Genomic DNA, 24,199 nt, shown 5'->3' with positions numbered 1-24,199 from the left:
CACGTGAAACGGTCAGCGGGTCGCGCCCGTCACGAGCCAGCGGCCCGATCGGCTGCGCCACCACAGGGTCGCCATGCGGACGGTCATCATCAGCGTCATCGCCGCCCAGAGCGCGGTCAGACCGCCGCCGAGTGCCGGGACGAGCAGGGCGGCCGGTACGAACACCGCCAGGGTCAGCAGCATCGCCCAGGCCAGATACGGCCCGTCGCCCGCGCCCATCAGGACGCCGTCCAGGACGAAGACGATCCCGCAGACGGGCTGGGACAACGCCACCATCAGCAGCGCGGGCAGCGCCGCGTCCTTGACCACGGGGTCGCCGGTGAACAGCGGGAGGAAGAGCGGCCGGGCGGCCACGACGAGCAGTCCGAGGACGACACCGGTGGCGATGCCCCACTGGACCATCCGCCGGCAGGCATCGCGGGCGCCCTGGGGATCGTCCGCACCGAGGTAGCGGCCGATGATGGCCTGCCCCGCGATGGCGATGGCGTCGAGCGCGAAGGCCAGCAGGCTCCACAGGGACAGGATGATCTGGTGGGCGGCGATGTCGGCGTCACCGAGCCGGGCCGCGACGGCGGTGGCGATCATGAGAATCGCGCGCAGCGACAGCGTGCGTACCAGCAGCGGGACACCGGCCTGTGCCGAGGCCCGGATGCCGGCCGCGTCCGGCCGCAGGGACGCGCCGTGCCGACGCGCGCCGCGTACGACCACCGTCAGATAGACGGCCGCCATGCCGCATTGTGCGATGACCGTGCCCCAGGCCGAGCCGGCGATGCCCAGTCCGGCGCCGTAGACCAGGCTCGCGTTCAGGGCGGCGTTGGCGAGGAAGCCGGCGACGGCGACGTAGAGCGGGGTCTTGGTGTCCTGGAGGCCGCGCAGCACTCCGGTGGCGGCGAGCACCATGAGCATGGGCGGGATGCCGAGGGCGGAGACGCGCAGATACGTCGTGGCGTACGGGGCCGCCGTCGGGGAGGCGCCGAAGAGGTCCACGATGCCGGGTGCCAGCGGAAGGACGACCACGATGACGGCGATCCCGAGCAGCAGCGCCAGCCAGATGCCGTCCATGCCCTGACGGATGGCACCCTGGCGATCGCCCGCGCCCACCCGGCGGGCCACAGCGGCCGTGGTGGCGTAGGCGAGGAAGACGAAGACGCTCACGGCGGTGGTGAGGAGGGCGGAGGCGATGCCGAGACCGGCGAGCTGGGCGGTGCCGAGATGGCCGACAATGGCGCTGTCCGCCATGACGAAGAGGGGCTCGGCGACGAGTGCGCCGAAGGCCGGGACGGCCAGCGTGACGATCTCTCGGTCGTGCCGCCGGCGAGTGGCCACGGGGATCTCGGGAGCCTGGGTCATGGGCGCTAATGTAATCGTCCACAGGTAAGAGATGCAATGATGGAGTGACCCTTACTCGTGATCCTTGCCGCTGTCCGCTCGCGCACCGTTCGAACCGATCTTGGCCCGACCGGGAAAGTTTTTCTTCTGCACAGCCGGTGGACGCTGAATGCGCAGGTCAGAGACGTGGTATGGGGGGAAGAGAGGGCTTGTTCACAGGGCTGTCCACCGGGTCGTGCACAGGTTTCGGCGAGTTCTCCACAGCATCGGGGCCGTCGTCCACATGGCCTGTGGATAACCAGATTGGCTGACGCCCCCGACGGGCCTACCGTTGTCCGGCGCCCGCTCCTTCTCCGGGCCCCGGTGGGCGTTCCCTCCGAGGCTCGGGAAACGGCACAAAACCGACGCTCCTTGAGCGGAGCCGGGCCGCTCGTTTTGTCAGTGTCGTGCCGTACAAAAGAGGACGCGGCGAGGTCCGCCGTGTGACGGGAGGAGGTGGCTCGGTGAGCATTTCCGAGCCCTTGGACGATCCGTGGGCCGACAGTGGGCCCAGTGATCGTCTGCCGGCCTCTCGTCGGCGGCCCGAGGGCGGCCGTGGTCGTGACGATCAGCACGACCGGGGCCGGGACAACACCGGCTGGGACGGCGGTGGTTCCGCCTTCGAGCGGGTGCCCCCGCAGGACCTCGACGCCGAGCAGTCGGTGCTCGGCGGCATGCTGCTGTCCAAGGACGCCATCGCCGACGTCGTGGAGATCCTCAAGGGCCACGACTTCTACAAGCCCGCGCACGAGACGATCTACCAGGCGATCCTGGACGTCTACGCGAAGGGTGAGCCGGCCGACCCGATCACCATCGCCGCGGAACTCACCAAGCGCGGTGAGATCAACAAGGTCGGCGGCGCCGCGTATCTGCACAGCCTCGTCCAGACCGTGCCGACCGCGGCCAACGCCGAGTACTACGCGGAGATCGTCCACGAGCGCGCGGTGCTGCGCCGCCTGGTGGAGGCCGGCACGCGGATCACCCAGATGGGATACGCGGCCGACGGCGACGTGGACGAGATCGTCAACAGTGCCCAGGCCGAGATCTACGCCGTCACCGAGCAGCGCACCAGCGAGGACTACCTGCCGCTGGGCGACATCATGGAGGGCGCTCTCGACGAGATCGAGGCGATCGGCTCGCGCAGCGGTGAGATGACCGGTGTGCCGACCGGGTTCACCGACTTCGACTCGCTCACCAACGGGCTGCACCCGGGCCAGATGATCGTCATCGCTGCCCGCCCCGCCATGGGTAAGTCGACGCTCGCGCTGGACTTCGCGCGGGCCGCCTCGATCAAGCACAACCTGCCGAGCGTCATCTTCTCGCTCGAAATGGGGCGCAACGAGATCGCGATGCGTCTGCTGTCGGCCGAGGCCCGGGTCGCCCTGCACCACATGCGCTCCGGCACGATGACCGACGAGGACTGGACGCGGCTCGCCCGCCGGATGCCGGACGTCTCGGCCGCGCCGCTCTACATCGACGACTCCCCGAACCTGTCGATGATGGAGATCCGCGCCAAGTGCCGCCGCCTCAAGCAGCGCAACGACCTGAAGCTCGTCGTCATCGACTACCTCCAGCTGATGCAGTCCGGCGGCTCCAAGCGCGCCGAGAGCCGCCAGCAGGAGGTCTCGGACATGTCCCGTAACCTCAAGCTCCTCGCCAAGGAGCTGGAGATCCCGGTCATCGCGCTGTCCCAGCTGAACCGTGGTCCCGAACAGCGCACCGACAAGAAGCCGATGGTCTCCGACCTGCGTGAGTCCGGTTCGATCGAGCAGGACGCGGACATGGTCATCCTGCTGCACCGCGAGGACGCCTACGAGAAGGAGTCCCCCCGCGCCGGCGAGGCCGACCTGATCGTCGCCAAGCACCGTAACGGCCCCACGGCCACCATCACGGTCGCCTTCCAGGGCCACTACTCCCGCTTCGTGGACATGGCCCAGACCTGATCGACCACGGTGTAGGTTCTCAAATTCCGTGTCATTTTCTCAGTCGCAATGTCATCTGATTGGCCGAACTGACATGGGATTGAGAATCGCTGGCCACTGCCTTCACTCGTTCGGCTGACCTTGCCTTAGGTCCGGCGTGGGAGCCTCGCACGGATGCGAACGTAGCGTTCGCGGAGGAGGCGGCCGACGATCCGGGGGTGACGCATGGCGGCAGGGCTGAGAGCGGCATCGATCACCATGAGCCTGCGGGGCCCGGATGGCAGCCAGGTTGAGAACCGGGAGTGGAGCGCGTCCTCGATCGACCTGCTTGCCGCGGCGTCACCCTGGCGAACCTTTCGCTGGTATAGGGGCCAGCGGCACTACTCGGGCACCTACTGGTCCGCCACGATGCGCGACCACGTGATCTACGAGTCGCGCCTCGAACTGGCGAGGCTCCTCTTCGCTGATTTCGATCCGTCCGTACGGCGTGTCGTGGCCCAGCCATTTCTGCTCAAGGCCGAGGTGGACGGGGCTGTGCGCAAGCACATCCCGGACTACCTCCTCGTCACCGACGAGGGGCCCGTGGTCGTGGATGTGAAGCCACTGCACCGGTTGTCGAAGCCGGAGGTGGCCTTCACTTTCGGCTGGACCCGTGAGGCGGGGTGGAAGTACGAGGTCTGGAGCGAGCCACCCACGGCTGAGCTGGAGAACGTCCGCTTCTTGTCGGGCTACCGCAGAGACTGGCTGTTCGACCGTGGGCTCGTCGACGAGCTCCGTGGGGCTGATCTCAACGGAGTCTCTCTGCGGCGTGCGGCGGCCAGCTTGCCCGGTCGCCCGGAGGAGCAAGTCCGATCTGCGGTCTATCACTTGCTGTGGACGCACGAGTTCACGGTGGACCTCGACCGGCCGTTCAGCCGGCGCGCTTGCTCAGGAGAACGGCGTGACCAGGGCCGAAGCGAGGGTCGGCGTCGGTACACACTTCCGCTACGACGGGGAGACCGTCGAGGTGGTCGAGATGGCCGCCACCACGGCCGGCAACGAGGTCGTCCTCAAGGGCCGCCACGGCAGGCTCCTGCGTCTGTCATTGCGGGAACTGCTCTTCTCCGACCGGGCCACTCTTATCCCTGAGGGGCCTGGACCGTCCTCGGACGACGCCGAGGAGATTGCCTCGGTGGTACTGGGGCAGTTGGACGAGAAGGACAGACAGCAGATCCTGGAGCGGGCCGAGCACATTCGGGAACTCCTCACGGGATATCGGTCCGGCAGCACCGAACTTGCGCGCGAAGGCGAACCGCGAGCTCCGTACGCGCCGACGCTATCGCTGGACGCCCGCTATGCGGCGAAAGCTGCGGAACTCGGAGTCACTGATCGCACTATTCGACGGTGGGTCGCCGACTACCGCCGACACGGTGAGGCCGGCCTGGTCCAGCGGACAAGTTCCCAGACACGGTCCTTCGGCAGGGCCGATGACCGATGGGTGGAGACCGCGCTGGAAGTCATGGTCGAGCACACCGGAGAGTCGAAGCCATCACGCAAGATGGTCATAGATCGGACTCAGGCCCGGGTGATCGCGCGGTTCGGTCCTGAAGTCGTACCCCAGCCCAGCCAAGCCACGGCCTACCGGGTGCTCACAGAGCTGGAGCGGCGACACCCGCTGTTCCGACTGAGTACGAAGCGGAACCGGGATATCGCCGGTCGGCCGGAGGGTCCGTACGGGAAGCTGCGGCCGACGCGTCCGGGTGAGTATCTGCTGATGGACTCCACCCGCTTGGACGTCTTTGCGTTCGACCCGTTGACGCTGAAGTGGGTTCAGGCCGAGTTGAGTGTCGGGATGGACTGGTACTCCCGCTGCATCACGGGGATCCGGCTGACGCCGGTCTCGACGAAGGCGGTGGATGTCAGCGCGGTGCTGTTCCAGGCGTTTCGGCCGAGGCCAGCGGGGCGGGACTGGCCGCGGCACGCGGTCTGGCCCGAGCACGGCATCCCCCGCACCGTCTTGGTCGACGTCGAAGGCGCCACCGGACCGGGCCTGGCCTCGCCGCCTCTGGTCCCGGAGACGCTGGTTGTCGACCACGGCAAGGTCTACGTCTCGGAGCATCTGGCCCGCCGGATGGGCATCTCCATCCAGCCGGCCCGGCTCCGGAGAGGCCGCGACAAGGGGCCGGTCGAGCGCTACTTCCGGACCCTGCGGGAGGGGCTGCTGCAGGTGCTGCCCGGCTACAAGGGACCCGACATCCACTCGCGGGGCGAGAGCCCGGAGGACGACGCGTTCTTCTTTCTCGACGAGCTTGAGGCGATCATCCGGGAGTGGACCGCGGCGGTCTATCACTGCCGGCCGCACTCCAGCCTGGTCGATCCGACCTGCCGGGGCTGCGGATGTCCCCGGCGAAGATGTTCGAGCACGGCATGGCCCGCGCCGGCTACATCGAGGTTCCCCGGGATCGCGATCTCGCCTTCGAGTTCCTCCAGACGAAATGGCGCACGGTCCAGCACTACGGCGTCGAAATCGGCCGGCGCCGCTACAGCGGCCCTGGCCTGCCCGAGCCGGGAGTCCGCAGCCCCTACGACAGTCCGGTCAAGAACGGCTGGCCCTTCCAGGTGGACCCCGACGACATCACCCGGATCTACTTCCGAGATCCGACTACCCGGGCCTGGCACACGCCTCTCTGGGAACATGCACCGTCGGCCGAGATGCCGCTGAGCGAGGACGCGTTGAAGTTCGCCCGGCAGCTGGCTGCCTCGAAGTATCGCTTTCCCGACGACCGGCTCGCCGTCGCTGACTTGTTGGAGCGGTGGAATCTCGGCCTGGGCACCACGATCGCCGAGCGGCGCATGGCCCTGCGGCTCTCGCGCGAGCAGGCCGCCATCGAGCTTCCGGAGAGTGAGGCGGAGACGGTCGTCTCGCTTCCGTCCGTACGCAAGGCCCTCGGCCAGGACGAGCAGACCGCGGAACTGCGGGAGCCCGACGTGGTGACGGAGACCGGGGATGACGACGAGGCCGATCTGGAGGACCTCGCCGGGGAGGACGACTTCTACGCCGATGCCCTGGAGGACGTGTGAACGACGGCGTTCCGCAGCCAGGCAGTCTTGCCTTGTCGCGGAAGGAGGACTTCAAGGCGTTCGCAGAGAGCCCTCGCCGCAGCCGGCCCGACCTGCTGACCCGCAAGCAGCTGAAGTCCCTGCCCACACAGGCGCGGGCGGACTACGACCGTCAGCGCCGGCAGTGGCACGCGAACATCGGCCCGGTCAAGACGCCGCAACTGACAGAGCTCCATGAAGACCTATGGGACATCGTCGACAGCAACGAGCAGGACGGCGACAAGGCCAAGGGGGCGGTGGCCGTCGACGCGTTCCCGGGTCTGGGCAAGACGACCTCGGTGCTGGCCTTCGCCCGCGACTTCCACCAGCGGGAGATCGAGGAGTCGGGCGCGTTCACGAGCCAAGGGCACGAGCGGATCCCGGTCTGCCGGGTCGGGCTGACCGGGAACACCGGAATGAAGGATCTCAACCGGGCCATGCTGGAGTTCTTCGGCCACCCCGGACAGATCCGGGGGACCACCGCCCAGTTCGGACGGCGGGTGCTGGACTGCGTGCTGTCCTGTGATGTCCGCCTGGTGGTTCTGGACGATCTGCACTTTTTGAAATGGGGACAGAAGAGCGGCATCGAGGTGAGCAACCACCTGAAGTGGATCGCCAACGAGTTCCCGGTGACGTTGCTGATGGTGGGGGTCGAGCTCGCGAAGAAGGGCCTGTTCGGCGAAGGAACGAACGGACGCGACACCGCTCTGGCCCAGACCGGCCGCCGCACCACCCGCCTCGGGCTTCGTCCGTTCACCATCGATATGGAGGCCGGGCGCCGGGAGTGGCGGCAGATGCTGCTGGCCCTCGAACAGCGAGTCGTGCTCACCGACAAGCATCCCGGCATGCTCGCGGACGACCTGTCGGACTACCTCTTCGCCCGCAGCACCGGACACATGGGCTCGCTGATGACGCTGATCAACCGCAGCTGCCAGCGGGCGGTCCGCACCGGCGCCGAACGTCTTGACCAGGAGCTCATGGACCAGGTGAAGAACGACGAGGCATCCGAGGCCGCCCGCCTCGAACTGCAGGCCGCGCTGGAGAAGAAACGGCTGACCAGCCGCCCGCGGCCCCGGAGCCGGCGACCCGCATGAGAACGCCGGCCCGCACCCTGCCGATCCGGCTGCCTCCACTGCCCGGCGAGGCCCTGGACTCATGGCTGGAGGCGATAGCAAGACGGATGGACACCACGCTCGGTGATGTCCTGCTGCACTTCGGCTTCCCGGTCCGGCACCGGGCCGGAAACCAGTTCAGGGGCATCCCGGCAGACTGGACGATCGTCCTCGACGAGCGGTTGGCCGCCGCTGTCGCACACGCCACCGGGACGTCCCCGGAGACAGTCGCTGCCCTGACCCTGGCTCATTACGACGCACGGGCCCTCCACCTGAGTGCCGGGGGCCGGGCCGTGTCACGGCACGTCCTTTGGGGCCGCGGAGGGGGATCCCGGTTCTGTCCGGAGTGCCTTCATGCCACTGGTGGGCGATGGCAATTGTCCTGGAGGCTCGGTTTCTCCTTCGCCTGCACCCGGCACCGCAGGCTACTGGCGGACTGCTGCCCGCACTGCGGGAGGGTGCCGCGGCAGCGGCCCCGTTCCGGCCGGTCCGTCCCCCGGCCTGAACTCTGCGGCAATCCACCGACCCGCCCCACCCGCCCGTTCTCGGCGGGCTGCGGCACCGATCTGACCCGCGCTTCGACGCTTCTCCTGCCTCCTGGTCATCCGGTTCTCACGGCGCAGGACCGAGTGATGGAGATCATCGACAGGGCAACGGCAGCTTTCGGCCCCTACCGAACCTCTCCCCAGCCGGCCTCGGCGGTGCTGGCCGACATCCGGGCCCTGGGCATACGCGTCCTGAGCGACCTGCCCGCAGCTGTCCTACGAGAACAGATCCCGGCTGACATCGCAGAAGCTCACCTCAGCACCGATGCGGTCTCCCCGCACACCGGACAGGCCATGGAACGTCCGGGGTTCATGGCCCCGCCCCGAGCCGCGGATACAGCCGTCGCGGTCACCATGGCCCTGAGCATCCTGGAGCAACCAGGAATCCACCCGGCCGGCGAGGCCCTGCGGAGCCTGCTGGAAGCAGTACGCGAGGAACTCACGCAGATCTCGACGACCAGCATCGACAGCTGGGGCAGGGGCATCAGCCCGGTGCTGCAGTCCGTGCACCTGGCGGCCCTCGCCCCTTCCCTCCGCCCCAGCGAATACGTCCGCTACCGCATCATGACCGAGACCCCCCGCCGGCCGACCCATACCACTCGGGACATCGAGCAGCGAGCCAGGAAGATCCCCACGATGTTCTGGCCGCCCTGGACGATCCGCCTCGCACCACCTGAAGGAATCCATGCGCGGGCTCTGGCCCCCGTTCTCGCCGCCCTGCTGCTGATTCCCGACAGCCGCACATCCCTGGACCAGGCAGCCGGGCTGATCGGTGACGTCATCGACGGCACTGAGGTCTCACGCCTCCTCCAGGAGCTCGACGACCTTCCGCAATGGCCGGACATCGCCACTGCCCTGGACCGGCTCGCGGACTACCTCGGTGCCAACAGCACCCCCATCGACTACGGTCGGCGCCGACTCCTCGACTACACCGGCCTGCTTCCTCATGACCGCTGGCTGGAGATCTGCCGCCGCACCGGAACACCACCGGGAACCGGACGGCGCGAACGCATCGCACGCAGCCAGCTCTTCCAACGTCTCAGCGGCCTGCCCGCCGAGTCTGCCCCCGACGACCTGGGCGGACCCGACAGTGCAGAGTTCCGGGCGACGTCCCTGCGGTTCACCGCGCTCCAGACCCCCGAACTCGTGCACGCCCTCCAGCAGGAAGCCCTCACCTTCCTGGCCTCACACCACATCCACGACGAGCCCATGACCTGGCAGCCGCCCGCCACCCTGCTGGCAGGGCTCTCCCTTCCCGGCCCCGACCCGGCACACGTCGACCTACCCCGCCTGCACCAGCTTGTCCGCGAACGCCAGCACCCCGTTCAGCACGCCGCCCAGGTCCTGGGCACGACCGTCGAGGCCATCCGACATGTCCTCGACGAACATCCAGCCCCCGCACCCCCGCTGACGAAGAGCACCGCCAGGGCCACCGGCCGCATCCGGCAGCAGGCCCGGCAAGCCATTCCGGCAGAGCGCTTCACCCGGCTCTACCTCGACGAACACCGGTCCCTCCAGCAGATCGCCACCCTCACCGGCTTCTCCCGCAGAGTGCTGACCGACCTTGCCAAGGAGTACGGCATCCCGCTTCGCGAGGGCCCCAAGGACTACAAGCGCCGCGGCACTGTCGAACGGGCCTGGCTCATCGAGCAGTACGTCCACCGCCGCCGGACCCTGCCGGACCTCGCCCGAGAAGCTGGCATGAGCACCGCGAACATGGCCCGCTGGGCCAAGACCCACAACGTTCCGCTGCGACCACGCGGAGGGTCCAGTCACAGCCAGGTACTTCGGGCAATCGACCAGGCCAGCCGAGCACCAAGCATCCTTCGGCCGGCACTCGGCGGCCAGGGGGCCAGCGAACGGTTGAGCCGATTCGCGGCTGCATCTCCCTACCCCAGCCTCGGTGCCGCAGCGAGCGGCCTCGGCCTCAACACGTTCACCCTCGTCGCACAGATCAACCGGATCGAACGAGAACTCGGTGGACGACTCCTGGTCCGGGCGGAACGAGGTAGGCCCATGACGCTCACTCCCCTGGGGAAGAAGGTGCTCAAGGCCATTCGAAAGATGCAGGACAACACGATGCCCTGAGACGCGGCATGATCATTCCGGGTCGGCAATGCGTCGGAACGCCCCGTCCAACTCGCCGGAGGCCACGAGCCCGGCAATCACGCGCACCATGCTGCCGATGCCGGGATTCCGCACGATCAGCCCGTCCGCGCAGAAGAAGCACTGCCCGGAGACCGCCTCTCCGCTCGCCTCCCAGCTCCGCATGAGCCGATCCACCTCGGCGAGAGTGAAGATCGTGGAACTCCAGCGCGACCCGTCGGCAAGATGAACCTCGGCATCGACGTTGCAGACCTCTTCGATCGCCTCGTCCGGTTCCACGAGGAAGAGCACCTGGAAGCCGGCGGCCCGAACCCGGTAGTAGGGAGCCTCCCAGCCGGCATCAGAAGCCCGACCCTCGGACGCCGGGCCCGCCTGTTGCGGCATCGACGCGGTCACTGAAGTTCCTCACCCGGCGGTATGAAGGCGTCGGCGCTGTCGGCGTCCTCCACATGCCCCTGAGCATCGACTGTGATGGCAGTCGCCCGGCCCTGCGAAGTGATCAACCAGGCCAGCACCTGCTCCGTGAGAGGTGATCCACCCGGCCCTTCATCCGTCCAGTGTGCCCGCCATCCCCCACCGGGTATCGCGGCGACCACCTGATCGGCCCGCTCCAAGTGGGAGAAGTCCACGTAGTCCGTGACCTGGCGCAGTGCCCCTCGTTGCGGGTCGACCACCAAGGCTGTCCCGGTTGCGGGATCCCATCCCTCCACGCGCACCATGCGACCGATCTCGGTCTCAGTGCCATCGAAGATGGCGGTCCATCCGGTCTGATTGAAGTATCGGAGTTGCATGGCGTCATGATCCCGGAGGTCCGACGACCTGCTCGACCTCCGTGTCGTGGAAGCGTGGTTATCAAGAAACCAGCAGGCCGGTGATACTGATGTCAAAGACCCGACGGACTGTGGAAGCGGACCCAGACACTCCTATAGGGCTCACGGAGCTTGTGGCCGACCAGCGGGCGGCCGGGCCAGCGTTGCTGCCACAGATCCGTCAGAAGCACCCGCACATCTCCAGTCAGTGGAGTCGCGACTGGCTCCCCAAGCAGGGGAGGCCGCCGAGTAGGCGGGAGAGAGTGCGGTCAGTGGATTGCTGCTTTTCTATGCTGGTGCACACATTCACTCGTTGGGGGATTCCGTTGCCAGCGGGATACCGCACCGCCAGCAGTCGTTCGCGTGGTCGTCCTGGCAGACGTAGCCGATGGCGCCATCCACGCACCATTCGGCGGCCTCCTCGGAAAGCAGGTCGGGCCCGGCAAGGAGCAGCCGATGAAATTCCGTGGTATCCGCAATGTCGGCCGGCCGGTTGGTGAACCACTCGTTGAACCAAGGCTTGTCCTGGTATATGCCCCAGTGCGCATTCTCCCGGTCGTCGACAGCCGTAAGGAACCGATCGACGATGCGCCCCCAACTCGGTGCTCCGAACCAGCCGTTGTCGGACGCACAGAAGGATTTGATCAGGGTTCGCAGGCCGAACTCCTTCTCGTGAAGGCAGTACCTTCGCCCCCATGAGATCGCGACCTGCGCCATCTCCGCGAGTTCTTCTCGCGGATCAACCTCGTGCGCCGGGTCGTCAGGGTTGTGGCAGGCCAGCCCGAGCTCGAGTACGGACTGCCCTGTCGGTAGAACCCGGGACGGGTTGACGATCGCGAGACCGAGACCGATCCAGTCGACATGGTCGAACGACAGCATCGAGCGCACGAGTCGGGTGGTTGCCGTGTTGATCCGCATCATCGTGCCGTCGTGCAGCGGACTCTTCCCGGCATGCCAGTTCTCGACGGGTGTGTTGCGCCACACGGCGAGCGTGATGCGGGTGGCAGCGAGCCACAGCAGGGCGTCGTCGTCGAGGTGCCCGAACCGCTTGGTACACTCCTGGGCGCCGTAGGTGATCAACTCTTCCGGTTTCGGCCACCTGTGGCTGTCGGGCCCTTCAGGCGCGTACTCATAGTTGTCGGCGTACTCGTCAAGGATCGCACTCAACTCGGTTGCGCTGTAAGCCTCGCTGTACTCGGAGCCGTCCGGCCCCTCGACGGTGTACATGTCGTGGTCCCAGGAGACGTACACGTCGCCCCAGAGCACGACGTCATCGCACTCGCTGGCGTTGTCCGTCACAACCGGCCTGATGGTGATCGGGGCAGTACGCCCGTCGGTTCGCTCGCCGTCCTTCTCGGCGGCCCATGCGGTGATGACCCCGAGCGGCTTCGGAAGGAGAGGACCGACCTCGGTGATGCTGAACGGCTCGTCGTCGTCATCAGTGTCGAACCGGCTGTTGACGAACGCGACCGCCTCGGAGGGCGTGCTGACGATGGACTGGCTACCACTCTCGTTGTCAACCACGCGCCACAACGGGCTGTTCTTCACGGTGCTCTCCGATCGCGGTGAGTGCACCCGGGGTGGGTGCGATGCGCCGGGTCGCTCGGCACTGACACCAACTTATGGGCTGATCAACCCATCCGTAGTCCCGAAGGTACTTGTCGGCGATGACGTTCGGTACGTTCGCGTGCAACCTGCTTTTCGCGCCCGCGGCGACACAGCACAGTCCAACAGCGGAGGAGGCGAAGATGGCGCTGAACAAGAAGGGTTCCCGGCGCATAACCGTTGACGGAATCGAGTACCGCTGGCGGATCCGCAGGAAGCCCTCCTACATGCAGGGACTCTGCTGGACACCGATGACCTACGCGGTCGAAGCGGCTGGCGGCAGCCAGCCGGGCACGACCTTGATCGTCACCAGCGGCCAGGCCCATCCCAGCAACTGGGTGGGTGCCGAGGCAGTGCCCAACCGCCCAGCCCACGTTGCCGCCAGCATCCGAGAAGCACGGGACCGAGGCTGGGAACCAACCAAGGCCGGATCTCCTTTCCAGCTCGACCGATCCGCAGGGTTCATCGCCCAGCCATGAGACAAAGCGAAGAAAAGAAGCCTATATCGGTTGAACTGCCGCAGAGGCTCCAGGCCTGGTTCACCGAGCATGAGGAACGCCTGCAATCCTGCGGAATCACGGGTGCGATCCAGCAGTCGCCCGAGGACGGCCGAACCAAGAACAGCACCTGGATGACGCTCGAAAACGATGACTTCGTCGCCGTGCTCATCGTCTGGAGCAGCGGGGAAGCCGAGCTTGAGTACGGGGACATGGCAACAGGCCAGGTCCGACAACAGCACCGGGATCTCTGCACCTTCCAGGACCTCCTCTACGCCATCGAGACCATCCACGAATGGATCCGCATAAAGGGCGAGCCGTCCGTGCAAGGGTGACCTCCGGCGAGTTCGAGAAAGCCTGGGCCGAGGTCCTTGACGGATTGCAACCCGACCCCGCCGACCTCTCGGTGTTCCGAGGGCTTCTTGGCATCATCGCGACATGACCCCGACCCTTCCCCGCACCATCCGAGCCGTCGACACCGCTCAGCTCCTGGACCTGGCCCAGGAGGCCGCCATGCATGGCTTCAGCCAGCGGCTTCCGGTCGACTGGCTACGAGAGCACCTCGCCGCAGAAGCGACGCACTACCTGTTCCCGACACTCGTGCAGCGGCTCACGCACCGTCCCGAGGTGCCGCTGCAGTGGAGGTGCCAGCAACTGCTGACCGTCAGCACCGGCGAGCAGATCTGGGGTCTCCTCGACGTCCTTCCCGACACCTTCGACAAGATCCCGGAGACCTTGGACACGGCGTCCAAGAAGGACATCGTCAACCGCATCGAGCAAGCAGTGAAGGTGCGGGAGTGGATGGAACGGACGGCCGCCGATGCAGGTTGATGGGGTCCGGCGCAGCCGGCTGGGCTGTCTGAGGAAATGACATCGATCTGAGACAGCCGCTTGCCGACACGTCGTGAGACTGGAGGGGAACGTCCAGGTCATAGCGTCGGCGCCTGACACCGAAAGCGAGAACCTACACACGGGCGGGCACTCAGCACCAGACGCATGCGGTCCTCTCGTCGTGGCCGTCGTCCGGAAGGCCCGCGTAGACGCGCAGGGCGGCCCGGGTGTCGGGCAACTGCCGGTTTCGGAGAGACTCTTCGAACTTCCTGCCGTACGCGCCCCAGGGGCCGGCCTTCACCAATGCCCGGAGGAGACGTCGCTGTCCCCCGGTGAGTTCGGAGAACGCGGGGACACCGTGCTGGAAGGGCTCCGCGAAGGCCACGGCCAGTGCGGTCCTCGCCGTCCATTCCGTGTGGTCGCCGGGCATCACCGTCAGACAGTCGGCCACGCCGCGGAGCACGGTTTCCCGGTCGTGGGCGGAGAGCGACAGCGCGGGGAGAGACAGAAGAGAGCGACTGGTGTAGCCGGGGAGGTCGCCCTCGTTGTAGTCGATGCCCGGCTTCGGGGGGTCGGCCGCCGCCGCGGCGAGCTCGGCTATCACCTGCTCGGTCAGGTCGGTGCCGAGCCCGTCGGTGCCCTCGGCGCTGCCGATCCGGGCCAGCGCGGTCGCCGCCGCCCAGCGGATCAGGGGCTCCGGGGCGTCCAGGCGGGAGCTGAGCCGGGGCGCGAGGGTCCGGTCACCGAGCAGGCCGACCGCCACCAGCGCGGTGGCGGTCACCGTCACCGAGTCCTCGATCCGCAGGCGGTCGAGGAGGAGGGGCAGGGTGGTGGGCGCTTCCTCGGGGAACCAGGCCGACAGGTAGGCGGTTCCGGTTCGGACGGCGGGGTCGGGATCGTCGAGGAGCCGGAGCAGGCCGGGCAGTTCGGCGCGGACGGCGTCGTAGGAGAGCAGGGCGCTCGCCCGGGAGTCCATCAGCCGTCCGGCGGCCCACTCCGCTCGGATCTCCCTGATCCTTTCGCGCTTCTCCTCGTCGGGCTCGGCGGCTATGCGCTCGTCGTACCAGGCCAGCGCCTCGTCCATGCTCACTTCGGCGGCCGCCGCGCGCCAGGCCCTGATGTCGATGCCTCGGGGCAGGTCGTACTCGTCGTGCCAGTCGATCGCGAGTCTGGTCAGCAGCGACAGCACCCCGACCCGGACCGTGCGGGGGCCGGCCAGGGCGATACGGGCCAGGAAGGGCACGGCGTACGGTGACGCGGAGTACCGGGTGCCCTGGTGGAAGATGTTGCCGGACAGCGACCTCAAGGCGCCCTCACGGGCGGCCTCGTCATGACCGCACAACGCGGTGAGCTGTGCTGGGACGTCCTGCGCTCTTCCGTACGCGTGGCCCAACTCGGACCAGTCCACCGCGTGCAGGCCTTCCAGGAGGCCGCGTTCACTGTCGATCACCGCACGACCGTCGCACATGCCACCGACAACGGGTCGGGCGGTCGACCCGGCGGACGGTGTCGACGTCCTCCGGGATGCGGTGAGCCCGCACCCCGGAGCGGGCCTCGCCGCGGCGACGGGCCGGAGTTCTCCCCATCGGCGCCACCCCGGGCAACCGGTCGGAAATGGATTCGACGCCCGGCGTTCCAGCAGGTGGACTGGGGGGATGACGACTTCACAGGATGCGCTGCTCCCGGGGACGCGGCGCGCGTTGCTGCACCGGATCGCCGTCGCGCAGAGCGAGGGACGGGCACCGTCGCTGGTCGCCGCCGTGGTGCGGGACGGGCGGGCCGTGTGGCACGGGGCGCGCAGCTCGGTGGACGGGCACGCGCCGGACGAGAACACGCAGTACCGGATCGGGTCGATCACCAAGACCTTCACGGCCGTTCTGGTGATGCGGCTGCGCGACGAGGGCGTGCTCGAACTCGACGATCCGCTGGACAAGCATCTGCCGGGCACCGGCGTGGGGGAGGCCACGATCGCCGAACTGCTCGCGCACACGGCCGGGGTGGCGGCCGAGTCGCCCGGCCCCTGGTGGGAGCGGACCCCGGGCTCCCTGCGTCCCCAGCTCGGCGATGTGCTGGGCGAACAGCCCCTGTTGCACCCCGTCGGCCGCCGGCACCACTACTCCAACCCCGGTTACTCGCTGCTCGGCGCGCTGGTGGAGGAGTTGCGTGGCGCGCCCTGGGAGGAGGTGCTGCGCCGGGAGATCCTCGAACCGCTCGGCCTGAACCGGACCACTCCCCGGCCGGATGCCCCGCACGCGGGCGGTTGGGCGGTGCATCCGTGGGCCGATGCCCTGCTGCCGGAGCCGGTGGAGGACCTCGGCCGGATGGCGGCTGCGGGCCAGCTGTGGTCGACGACGGGGGACCTGGCGAGGTTCGCGGTGTTCCTGGCTCGTGGCGACGAGCGGGTGCTCGGCGCGGAGTCGGTGCGTGAGATGCGGACCCCGGCGGCGCCGGCCGAGGCCGCCGATGTGGTGGACGGGGTCACCTACGGCCTCGGCATGCAGATCCACTCCCGCGAGGGGCGGCTGCTCGTCGGTCACTCCGGTTCGCTCCCCGGCTTCCTTGCGAACCTCACCATCAGCGTGGAGGACGACGTGGCCGCGGTGGTGCTCACCAACTGCACCAGCGGGCCGTCCCTGGGCGCGGTGGGGGACGACCTGGTACGGATCGTCGCCGACGCGGAACCCCGGATCCCCGAGCCCTGGCGTCCGCTGCGCGAGGTCGACCCGGCGGTGCTGGAGCTGGCCGGGCAGTGGTACTGGGGGACCGGTGCCTTCGGTCTGCGGGTGACGGCCGATGGCCTCATCGCGCTCGGCCCCCTGGCGATCGGTGGACGGCGCTCCCGCTTCCGGCCGAACGGCGACGGTACCTGGACGGGTCTGGAGGGCTACTACGCAGGGGAGCTGCTGCGGCCCGTGCGACGGCCGGACGGATCCCTGAGCCACCTCGACCTGGGCTCGTTCGTCTTCACCCGGCAGCCGTACGACCCCGACGCCCCGGTGCCCGGCGGCGTGGACCCGGATGGCTGGCGGGGAATCAAGTAGACCGCACGCGACAGGGGTTGTGCCTCGGTTGACGTGTTTCACGTGAAACACGAGGCACGACCCCTTTGTTCAGCTTCCGGGGTCCCATGGCTCAGAGGCGCAGTTTGAAGCCCTCATGCGAGGCGGTGAACCCGAGCCGCTCGTAGAAGCGGTGGGCGTCGGGACGCTTCTTGTCGGATGTCAGCTGCACCATCACGCAGTCGAGCCGCCGGGCGGTGTCGATCGCCCACCGGATCAGCTCGGTGCCCAGTCCGCTGCCGCGTTCGTCGGCGTGGATGCGCACGGCCTCGATGAGCGCACGGGTCGCGCCCCGGTGGGAGAGCCCGGGAATGATCGTGAGCTGGAGGGTTCCGATCACCCGACCGTCGCGCACGGCGACGACGAGATGCTGGTTCGGGTCCGCTTCAAGGCGCTTCAGCGCCGCCCCGTACGGGGCCAGGTCGTCCGGGGACTCCCGCTGAGCGCCCAGCGGGTCGTCCGCGAGCATGGCGACGATCGCCGGAAGGTCGTCCGCGGTCGCCGCCCGTATCTCGAGTTCTCCCATGCCCGCACCCTATGCGGGCACGTTCAGCGACTCCACCACCCGTACCAACGGGGCCAGTTCGGGGTTCTCCGACGCCTCGTCCAGGGCCTCGCGCAGGGCGGTGTCATTCGTGGGCCGTGCCTCCTGGAGCAGCCGCAGACCCGCTTCGGTGACGTTGGTGTAGATGCCGCGCCGGTCGGTGGGGCACAGATAGCGCTCCAGCAGGCCACGGTCCTCCAGCCGGGTCACCAGGCGCGTGGTGGCGCTCTGGCTGAGCACGACCGCGTCGGCGACCTGCTTCATCTGCAGATGCCCGCCCTCGCCGTCGTGCTGCCGGCTCAGCACGTCGAGCAGTGAGTACTCGCGCACGCTGAGATCGTGCCCCGCCTGCAGGGCGCGCTCGATGTGCGTCTCGATCCTTCCGTGCAGTGCGGAGAGGGCGCACCAGCCCTGGGCGAGGGCGGTGAGTGCGGGGTCCGTCGCTGTCATGGGCGTTCTCCTCGGTCCCGGAGCGGCTGCGTCCAGGGTAGACCACCTTCCGCAACATCCAGCGCTTGCAGATAGCCCGCGTCTGCAATTATTGTCGAAGCACGCAAAGCGCTCATGCAATCGTCTGGGAAGGTCACCCCCATGCCTCTCGCGCTTCTGGCCCTCGCGATCGGGGCCTTCGGAATCGGTACCACCGAGTTCGTGATCATGGGCTTGCTGCCCGAGGTCGCGGGCGACTTCGGGGTCTCCATCCCCACGGCGGGCCTGCTCGTCACCGGCTACGCGCTCGGCGTGGTCCTCGGTGCTCCGCTGATGACCGTGCTCGGCACCAAGGTCCCGCGCAAGCGGATGCTGATGCTGCTGATGGGCCTCTTCGTCGCCGGCAACCTGCTGTCGGCCCTCGCCCCCGTCTTCGCGGTCATGCTGATCGGCCGCGTGGTCGCCTCGCTCGCCCACGGCGCCTTCTTCGGTATCGGCTCGGTCGTCGCAGCCGAGCTGGTCGCGCCCCAGAAGAAGGCCGGCGCCATCGCCATGATGTTCACCGGCCTGACGGTCGCCAACGTCGTCGGCGTCCCGCTGGGCACGCTGATCGGCCAGCACGTCGGCTGGCGCGTCACCTTCGCGGTCGTCGCCGCGCTCGGTCTCGTCGGCCTCGCCGGCATCGCCAGGCTGGTGCCCGAGCTGCCCCGGCCCGAGGGCGTGCACCTGCGTCACGAACTGGCCGCCTTCAAGAACGCCCAGGTCCTGCTCGCCATGGCGATGACCGTCCTCGGCTTCGGTGGTGTCTTCGCGGCCGTCACCTACATCGCGCCGATGATGACCCGCGTCGCCGGCTTCGCCGACGGATCGGTCACCTGGCTGCTGGTCCTGTTCGGCCTCGGCATGGTCGGCGGCAACCTCGTCGGCGGCAGGTTCGCCGACCGCGCCCTGATGCCGATGCTCTACGTCTCGCTGGGTGCCCTCGCCCTCGTCCTCGCCCTCTTCACGCTCACCGCCCACAACAAGATCGCGGCCGCCGTGACCATCGTCCTGATCGGCGCCCTCGGCTTCGCCACCGTCCCGCCGTTGCAGAAGCGCGTCCTCGACCAGGCGCACGGCGCGCCGACGCTCGCTTCCGCCGTGAACATCGGCGCCTTCAACCTGGGAAACGCGCTGTCCGCCTGGCTCGGCGGCCTGGTGATCTCGGCCGGTCTCGGCTACACGGCCCCCAACTGGGTCGGCGCCGCGCTCGCCGCGACCGCCCTGGTCCTCGCCGTCCTCTCGGCGGCCCTGGAGCGCCGCGACATCGCGCGCGGCACCACCGCGGTCGCCTCCGGTGCCCCCGCCGACCGACGCACCGCCGTCCACCACTGAGCCGCCCGCGCCGCGGCCCCCCCGTCACCCGCACCGGACCGTGGTGCGGCCCCCGTAGCAACACCCGAGGAGACACATCCATGACCACCACCGCCGTCGCCCCGCTCACCACCGAGGACGCCGAACTGCTCGTCGCCACGGCTCGCCGGGCGGCCGAGGAGGCGGGAGTCACCGTCAGCGTCACCGTCCTGGACGCGGGCGGCCATCTGCTCGCCTTCCGCCGGGACGACCGGGCGGTGCTGATCTCCGGCGAGACCAGCACCCGCAAGGCTTACACCGCGCTCCAGCTGAACGCCCCCACCGCCGACCTCGTCGACGCGGTCCAGCCGGGCGGCCTCTTCCACACGCTGCCCACGGCCCTCGACCGGCCGCTGCTGTTCATCGCGGGCGGTGTCCCGGTGCGCCGCGACGGCCGGCTGATCGGCGCGGTCGGTGTCGGTGGCGGCGCGCCGGAGCAGGACCACGGCTTCGCCACCGCGGCCGTGGAGGCACTCGCCTGATCACCCGGTCCGCGACGGACCCAGGCCCCGCCGCTTCGAGCGGCGGGGCCTGGCCGTGTCCCACGACGTCGTACGGCGCCTCAGCCGGCGGCCACCGTCAGCGGGGCGAACCGCCGCGTCCAGTCGCCCGGAAGCTCGGCGATGCCGTACGTCATCACCGAGTTGCAGGTGACCGATGCCAGGCCCCGCTCCTTCGCCCAGGCCAGCAGCTCCTCGTGGCGTACGTCGATGTCGGTGCGCAGCGGGCGGTCCGTGCCCGCCGCCAGCGAGGCGACCAGTGCCTGGGCGGTCTCCGTGTCCCGCGCGATCAGCGGGCCGACGACATGGGTGTGCATGTTGGGCCACGCGCCCGCGTACCCGATGATCCGGCCGCCCTCCTCGGCCACCCGGAGCTGGTCCGCGAAGGCGGGCAGCCGCGTGACGAGAGGCGTCCGGTCGGCACCGAACACCTCCTCGTCCAGTCGCAGGACCGAGGGAAGATCCTCCGCGGTGGCGGAGCGCGTCTTGACTCCGGTCTCCGGGCCACCGGGGGTGAAGCGGCCTCTGAGCATCTCAGCCCGGCCCGTCACCTTGAAGCCCAGCTCCTCGTAGAGGGGGCGGCCGTTCTCCGTGGCGTAGAGGGTCAGCGGGGTGCCGGCCATGGTGGACATCACGTGGCGCATCAAGCGGCGCCCGACGCCCTGGCGGGCGTGGCGTTCGGCGACCAGGACCATACCCACGGCACCGAGTTCCGGCTGCCCCCAGGAGCCGTACTCGGTGATGACGCATGCGGCGACGAGACCACCCCGGGGGTCGTCGATGCCGAAGCCCCGGCCGGCCGTGAGGAGGAAGCCCCACTTGTGTTCCTCGCGTGGCCACCCCCTGTCCTCGGACAGGTCGGCGCAGGCGGGGAGATCGCGCAGCGTCAGACGGCGGATGGGAAGTGCGTCGAGGGAAGGAGTTGGCACGCATGTCAGGCTGTCCGAAGCAGGCCCCCGGCGTCCACCCGTTTCACGTGAAACATCGACCCGTCGCCCACCCGGCGGTCGGTACCCCTATCCCAGGTCGGGAGCGTGCATGGCCCGTACGCCCTCGATGTTGCCGTCCAGATAGTGGCGCAGCGACAGCGGGACGAGATGGACGGACGCGATGCCGACGCGGGTGAACGGGACGCGGACGATCTCGTACTCGCCGGCCGGCTCCTCCACCTCCGGGCCATGGCGCAGGGACGGGTCCATGGACTCCAGGCGGCAGACGAAGAAGTGCTGCACCTTCACGCCGGTCGCGCCGCCGTCCTCACCGATGTGCTCCACGGTGTCCACGAAACACGGCACCACATCGGTGATCTTGGCGCCCAGCTCCTCGTACACCTCCCGGTGCAGGGCGTCCACGACGGTCGGGTCCCCGGGCTCGACCCCGCCGCCGGGGGTCACCCAGTAGGGATCGACGCCGGGCTTGGTGCGCTTGATCAGAATCAGGTCGTCACCGTCCAGCAGAACGGCACGGGCGGTGCGCTTGACCACGGGTCGGACGGTCATGGGAGAAATGTGGCCCGGCTGGTTCCACGTGAAACATCGCAAACCGGCACCGGGCCGTCGCGGTGCGTGGTCCCCGAAGGTCTCAGCACCATCCCGCGGCCGCCCGCAGCAGCCACTCATGGGCGCGGGCCACGGGCGGCCGGGCGAGGGTGCCCGTGCGCACGACCAGGAAGTAGGTGCGCAGTGGTGGCACCACCGGGTCGTGCAGGGCCACGACCGCCCCCTGGTCGAGGGCGGGTGCGCAGAGATAGCGGGGCAGTACGGCCAGGCCCGCGCCCGCGGTCGCGCAGGCGAGCACGGCCCGCAGATCGGGGACGACGACCGTGCCGGGGGCGGCCGGACGGGCGTCGAAGACGGAGGCCCAGTAGCGGGAGACGAAGGGCAGCGACTCATGGACGTCGACCACGGGAAGGTCCCGGAGCGCGGGCGCCCCCTTCAGCCGTAGCGCGTCCGGGTCGAGGTGCTTCGCCCAGCGGGGAGCGGCGACCAGAACGTGCTCCTCGTCGCAGAGCGCGGTCGCGGTGAACGGGGCGCCGCGCGGCCGGGCGGTGCTGATGGCCAGATCGTGGCGGCCGGCCGCCAGCCCCTCCAGAACCTCGTCCGGGGTTCCGAAGGAGACGCGCAGTGCGAGGCGCCGGCGGCCGTCCCCGGTCAGCTCGGCGAGGGCGGGCAGGGCCCGTTCGGCGGTGAACTCGGGAGGCCCGGCCAGGTGCAGCGTCGCCGGCGAGGACTCGTCGTCCGGGCGGCACTCGGCTATCTCCATCAGCGCGTCGAGGTGGGGCGCGGCCTTGTACGCGAGTTCGTCGCCGATGGTGGTCGGGGTGACGCCGCGCGCGTGGCGCAGGAAGAGGGGCTTGCCCAGTTGGCGTTCCAGGGTGCGGATCTGCGAGGTGACGGCGGGCTGGGAGAGGCCGAGCAGGGCGGCGGCGCGGGTGAAGGAACCGGCCCGGTACACGGTGACAAAGGTGCGCAGCAAGGCCAGATCCATGGCGTGCCCTCCCTTGCCCTGCCCTGCCCTGCACTCGACCTCGTCCGGCCCCGCAGGCGTCAACGATAAATATGTCGATAGGCGCCTGTCGTCAGCGTGATTGGACACTGACAGAGAGTCAACTAGCCTTGGTCGCACGGTTCTTCGCAAGCGGAACCGAAGGCGGTCCGAGCCACGAGGGGGGAGGCTCGGACCGTCGCATGGCATGCGCCCGACGGCATCCCTCCCAGAGGCCGCCGAAGCCGGCTACTCCGCCGACTCGTCCAGGGCGCGCAGGACGTCGGCCACCAGGTCCTCGGGGTCCTCGGCGCCGACGGACATCCGGACGAAGCCCTCCGGGACCGCGTCGCCGCCCCAGCGGCCGCGGCGCTCGGCCGTGGAGCGCACCCCGCCGAAGCTCGTCGCGTCCTCCACCAGGCGCAGGGCGGCGAGAAATCGTTCGGCGCGCGCACGCGTGGGCAGCGTGAACGACACGACACAGCCGTAGCGGCGCATCTGCCGCGAGGCGGTCTTGTGCGCGGGGTCCCCGGGCAGCCCCGGGTAGCGCAGAGCGGAGACATCCGGCCGCTGCCGCAGCGCCTCGGCGACGGCGAGCGCGGTGGCGTTCTGCCGGTCGACACGGAGCTGGAGCGTGGCGATGGAACGGTGCGCGAGCCATGCCTCCATGGGCCCCGGGATCGCCCCGACGATCTTGCGCCAGCGGCGTACGGCGGCCATCGCCTCGGCGTCCCGGCCGGCCACGTACCCGAGGAGGACGTCGCCGTGCCCGGTGAGCTGCTTGGTGCCGCTGGCCACGGCGAAGTCGGCGCCCAGGGCCAGCGGGCGCTGGCCGAGCGGGGTGGCGAGGGTGTTGTCGACGGCCACCAGGGTGCCCTGGGCCTGTGCCGCGACCGCCAGGCGCCGGATGTCGCACACATCGAGCCCCGGGTTCGACGGGGACTCGATCCACAGCAGCCGCGCGCCCTCCAGGACCTCCAGCTGGGCGTCCCCGCCGGTGGGGGCGGTGCGCACCTCGACGCCGTACGCCTCCAGCTGGGCCCGGACCAGCGCCAGCGCCTGGTAGCCGTCGGACGGCAGCACCACCGCGTCCCCGGCTCGCAGCTGGGAGAACAGCACGGCGGAGATCGCGGCCATGCCGGAGGCGAACACCAGCGTCTCGATGTCCGCCAGCCCGGGAGCCTCCAGCTCGCCGATGGCGTTCTCCAGCAGCGTCCAGGTCGGGTTGTCGTCACGGCCGTAGGAGTACGGTCCCGTCACCTCGCCCGGCAGATGGAAGTGCGCGGCGAAGACGGGGCCCGGCAGCGTCGGCTCGTGCTTGACCGGCTCGGGCAGTCCGGCCCGTACCGCGCGCGTGCCGTCGCCGGGTCCCTCGTCGACGGTTGCGTCGCTCATGCGGCTCGTCCTTCCAGGTGTTCCCGTACGACGGCGAGCAGTGCCACGCTCGCCTCCTCCACCATCTCAAGGCATTCCTCGAAGCCGTCCGGACCGCCGTAGTACGGGTCCGGTACGTCGAGGTCGTCGCCCAGGGACTCGTCCGGCGTGAGGGCACCGGGCGAACGGCGGGCGTACGCGCGCAGCAGACGGACCTTGCGCGCGTCCTCCTCGGTGGGCGCCAGACGGCGCAGATCCCTCAGATGACCGGCGTCGAGGGCGATCACGAGGTCGCGGCGGGCGAACCAGGACGGCTGGAACCGGCGTGCGACGTGGTCGCAGTCGTAGCCGCGGCGGTTCAGGACGGCGGCGGTGCGCGGGTCGGCGGCCTCGCCCTCGTGCCAGCCGCCGGTGCCCGCGCTGTCGATCTCCACCCGGTCCGCCAGCCCGGCCTCCGCCACCCGCGCGCGGAAGACGTACTCGGCCATCGGGGAACGGCAGATGTTGCCCGTGCACACGAAGCAGACGCGGTAGGTCATGGGGG

At 69.2% G+C, this 24,199-nt stretch carries 23 protein-coding genes and 2 pseudogenes; 13 read left to right on the top strand and 12 right to left on the bottom strand.

Annotated features, from left to right (window positions below; all coding sequences use genetic code 11):
• Nucleotides 1-12: 12 nt before the first annotated feature.
• Nucleotides 13-1,350, bottom strand: coding sequence for an MATE family efflux transporter (locus tag QSK45_RS13755; RefSeq protein WP_285556566.1), 1,338 nt, complete (start codon nucleotides 1,348-1,350; stop codon nucleotides 13-15).
• 482 nt (nucleotides 1,351-1,832) lie between these two features.
• On the opposite strand from QSK45_RS13755, the gene dnaB reads away from it, so the two are divergent.
• The 7 genes and pseudogenes from dnaB (at nucleotide 1,833) to QSK45_RS13725 (ending at nucleotide 10,113) form a co-directional block, all read left to right on the top strand.
• The gene (gene dnaB, locus QSK45_RS13750) at nucleotides 1,833-3,311 is read left to right on the top strand and encodes a replicative DNA helicase (RefSeq protein WP_285556564.1); all 1,479 of its coding nucleotides are present in this window, start codon (nucleotides 1,833-1,835) and stop codon (nucleotides 3,309-3,311) included.
• A 204-nt stretch (nucleotides 3,312-3,515) separates the two neighbouring features.
• Nucleotides 3,516-4,151: pseudogene (locus QSK45_RS13745) on the top strand (TnsA-like heteromeric transposase endonuclease subunit); the annotation flags it as partial.
• 79 nt (nucleotides 4,152-4,230) lie between these two features.
• Nucleotides 4,231-5,991, top strand: a complete 1,761-nt coding sequence (locus QSK45_RS13740) for a helix-turn-helix domain-containing protein (RefSeq protein ID WP_490993565.1) — start codon at nucleotides 4,231-4,233, stop codon at nucleotides 5,989-5,991.
• Nucleotides 5,982-6,350: a hypothetical protein gene (locus QSK45_RS38515; protein WP_490993564.1), complete on the top strand. Its 369-nt coding sequence runs from the start codon at nucleotides 5,982-5,984 to the stop codon at nucleotides 6,348-6,350. Before QSK45_RS13740 ends, QSK45_RS38515 begins: the two co-directional genes overlap by 10 nt.
• Nucleotides 6,347-7,462: an AAA family ATPase gene (locus tag QSK45_RS13735; RefSeq protein WP_490993563.1), complete on the top strand. Its 1,116-nt coding sequence runs from the start codon at nucleotides 6,347-6,349 to the stop codon at nucleotides 7,460-7,462. The genes QSK45_RS38515 and QSK45_RS13735 overlap by 4 nt, the downstream gene beginning before the upstream one ends.
• Nucleotides 7,459-7,851 (top strand): annotated as a pseudogene (locus tag QSK45_RS13730) (TniQ family protein); the annotation flags it as partial. The gene QSK45_RS13735 and the pseudogene QSK45_RS13730, both read left to right, overlap by 4 nt.
• Nucleotides 7,852-8,112: 261 nt before the next feature.
• Nucleotides 8,113-10,113 carry a LysR family transcriptional regulator gene (locus QSK45_RS13725; RefSeq protein ID WP_285557083.1) on the top strand — a complete coding sequence of 667 codons (2,001 nt, stop codon included), beginning with the start codon at nucleotides 8,113-8,115 and terminating at the stop codon, nucleotides 10,111-10,113.
• Between the two features lie 12 nt (nucleotides 10,114-10,125).
• On the opposite strand, the gene QSK45_RS13720 is transcribed toward QSK45_RS13725, so the two are convergent.
• From QSK45_RS13720 to QSK45_RS13710, 3 genes are all read right to left on the bottom strand, one after another.
• Nucleotides 10,126-10,527, bottom strand: a complete 402-nt coding sequence (locus QSK45_RS13720; RefSeq protein WP_490993562.1) for a hypothetical protein — start codon at nucleotides 10,525-10,527, stop codon at nucleotides 10,126-10,128.
• Nucleotides 10,524-10,922 (bottom strand): hypothetical protein, encoded by a 399-nt coding sequence (locus tag QSK45_RS13715; protein WP_285556561.1) that lies wholly within the window; start codon nucleotides 10,920-10,922, stop codon nucleotides 10,524-10,526. Before QSK45_RS13715 ends, QSK45_RS13720 begins: the two co-directional genes overlap by 4 nt.
• Before the next feature lie 324 nt (nucleotides 10,923-11,246).
• Nucleotides 11,247-12,488: a hypothetical protein gene (locus tag QSK45_RS13710; RefSeq protein WP_285556559.1), complete on the bottom strand. Its 1,242-nt coding sequence runs from the start codon at nucleotides 12,486-12,488 to the stop codon at nucleotides 11,247-11,249.
• A gap of 119 nt (nucleotides 12,489-12,607) precedes the next feature.
• Here QSK45_RS13710 and QSK45_RS13705 point away from each other — a divergent pair, with 119 nt between their 5' ends.
• The 3 genes from QSK45_RS13705 to QSK45_RS13695 all read left to right on the top strand — a co-directional run bounded on the left by QSK45_RS13705 (nucleotide 12,608) and on the right by QSK45_RS13695 (nucleotide 13,873).
• Nucleotides 12,608-13,024, top strand: a complete 417-nt coding sequence (locus QSK45_RS13705) for a hypothetical protein (protein WP_490993561.1) — start codon at nucleotides 12,608-12,610, stop codon at nucleotides 13,022-13,024.
• Entirely contained in the window at nucleotides 13,021-13,377 is a 357-nt protein-coding gene (locus QSK45_RS13700; protein ID WP_285556557.1) for an immunity protein TriTu family protein, read from the top strand. Before QSK45_RS13705 ends, QSK45_RS13700 begins: the two co-directional genes overlap by 4 nt.
• A 103-nt stretch (nucleotides 13,378-13,480) precedes the next feature.
• The gene (locus QSK45_RS13695) at nucleotides 13,481-13,873 is read left to right on the top strand and encodes a hypothetical protein (RefSeq protein WP_285556556.1); all 393 of its coding nucleotides are present in this window, start codon (nucleotides 13,481-13,483) and stop codon (nucleotides 13,871-13,873) included.
• 151 nt (nucleotides 13,874-14,024) lie between these two features.
• Here the strand turns inward: QSK45_RS13695 and QSK45_RS13690 are convergent, their stop codons facing one another.
• Nucleotides 14,025-15,323 carry a HEAT repeat domain-containing protein gene (locus QSK45_RS13690; protein WP_285556554.1) on the bottom strand — a complete coding sequence of 433 codons (1,299 nt, stop codon included), beginning with the start codon at nucleotides 15,321-15,323 and terminating at the stop codon, nucleotides 14,025-14,027.
• 205 nt (nucleotides 15,324-15,528) lie between these two features.
• Between QSK45_RS13690 and QSK45_RS13685 the strand changes: the two genes are divergently transcribed.
• On the top strand, nucleotides 15,529-16,914 hold the full coding sequence (locus tag QSK45_RS13685) for a serine hydrolase domain-containing protein (RefSeq protein ID WP_285556552.1): 1,386 nt from the start codon (nucleotides 15,529-15,531) through the stop codon (nucleotides 16,912-16,914).
• 91 nt (nucleotides 16,915-17,005) lie between these two features.
• Here the strand turns inward: QSK45_RS13685 and QSK45_RS13680 are convergent, their stop codons facing one another.
• Together QSK45_RS13680 and QSK45_RS13675 are read right to left on the bottom strand one after the other, a co-directional pair.
• Complete coding sequence (locus QSK45_RS13680) at nucleotides 17,006-17,458, bottom strand: GNAT family N-acetyltransferase (RefSeq protein WP_285556550.1); 453 nt, start codon at nucleotides 17,456-17,458, stop codon at nucleotides 17,006-17,008.
• Nucleotides 17,459-17,467: 9 nt separating this feature from the next.
• Nucleotides 17,468-17,926, bottom strand: coding sequence for a MarR family winged helix-turn-helix transcriptional regulator (locus tag QSK45_RS13675; protein ID WP_285556548.1), 459 nt, complete (start codon nucleotides 17,924-17,926; stop codon nucleotides 17,468-17,470).
• 141 nt (nucleotides 17,927-18,067) lie between these two features.
• Here QSK45_RS13675 and QSK45_RS13670 point away from each other — a divergent pair, with 141 nt between their 5' ends.
• Both QSK45_RS13670 and QSK45_RS13665 read left to right on the top strand, forming a co-directional pair.
• Complete coding sequence (locus tag QSK45_RS13670) at nucleotides 18,068-19,279, top strand: MFS transporter (RefSeq protein ID WP_285556546.1); 1,212 nt, start codon at nucleotides 18,068-18,070, stop codon at nucleotides 19,277-19,279.
• An 80-nt stretch (nucleotides 19,280-19,359) separates the two neighbouring features.
• Nucleotides 19,360-19,779: a GlcG/HbpS family heme-binding protein gene (locus tag QSK45_RS13665; protein ID WP_285556544.1), complete on the top strand. Its 420-nt coding sequence runs from the start codon at nucleotides 19,360-19,362 to the stop codon at nucleotides 19,777-19,779.
• Nucleotides 19,780-19,859: 80 nt separating this feature from the next.
• On the opposite strand, the gene QSK45_RS13660 is transcribed toward QSK45_RS13665, so the two are convergent.
• The 5 genes from QSK45_RS13660 to QSK45_RS13640 form a co-directional block, all read right to left on the bottom strand.
• Entirely contained in the window at nucleotides 19,860-20,726 is an 867-nt protein-coding gene (locus QSK45_RS13660; RefSeq protein ID WP_285556542.1) for a GNAT family N-acetyltransferase, read from the bottom strand.
• An 87-nt stretch (nucleotides 20,727-20,813) separates the two neighbouring features.
• Nucleotides 20,814-21,296 (bottom strand): NUDIX domain-containing protein, encoded by a 483-nt coding sequence (locus QSK45_RS13655; RefSeq protein WP_285556540.1) that lies wholly within the window; start codon nucleotides 21,294-21,296, stop codon nucleotides 20,814-20,816.
• An 82-nt stretch (nucleotides 21,297-21,378) separates the two neighbouring features.
• On the bottom strand, nucleotides 21,379-22,284 hold the full coding sequence (locus QSK45_RS13650; protein WP_285556538.1) for a LysR family transcriptional regulator: 906 nt from the start codon (nucleotides 22,282-22,284) through the stop codon (nucleotides 21,379-21,381).
• A gap of 246 nt (nucleotides 22,285-22,530) precedes the next feature.
• Nucleotides 22,531-23,676 carry a cystathionine gamma-lyase gene (locus QSK45_RS13645; protein ID WP_285556536.1) on the bottom strand — a complete coding sequence of 382 codons (1,146 nt, stop codon included), beginning with the start codon at nucleotides 23,674-23,676 and terminating at the stop codon, nucleotides 22,531-22,533.
• Nucleotides 23,673-24,194, bottom strand: a complete 522-nt coding sequence (locus tag QSK45_RS13640; RefSeq protein ID WP_285556534.1) for a low molecular weight protein-tyrosine-phosphatase — start codon at nucleotides 24,192-24,194, stop codon at nucleotides 23,673-23,675. The genes QSK45_RS13645 and QSK45_RS13640 overlap by 4 nt, the downstream gene beginning before the upstream one ends.
• Nucleotides 24,195-24,199: the final 5 nt, after the last annotated feature.

Origin of the sequence: Streptomyces hygroscopicus subsp. hygroscopicus, from assembly GCF_030269125.1 — a bacterium.
Classification (GTDB): domain Bacteria; phylum Actinomycetota; class Actinomycetes; order Streptomycetales; family Streptomycetaceae; genus Streptomyces; species Streptomyces hygroscopicus_C.
The sequence above is the reverse complement of the archived record's forward strand: the minus strand, read 5'-3'. Positions and strand labels throughout refer to the sequence as shown.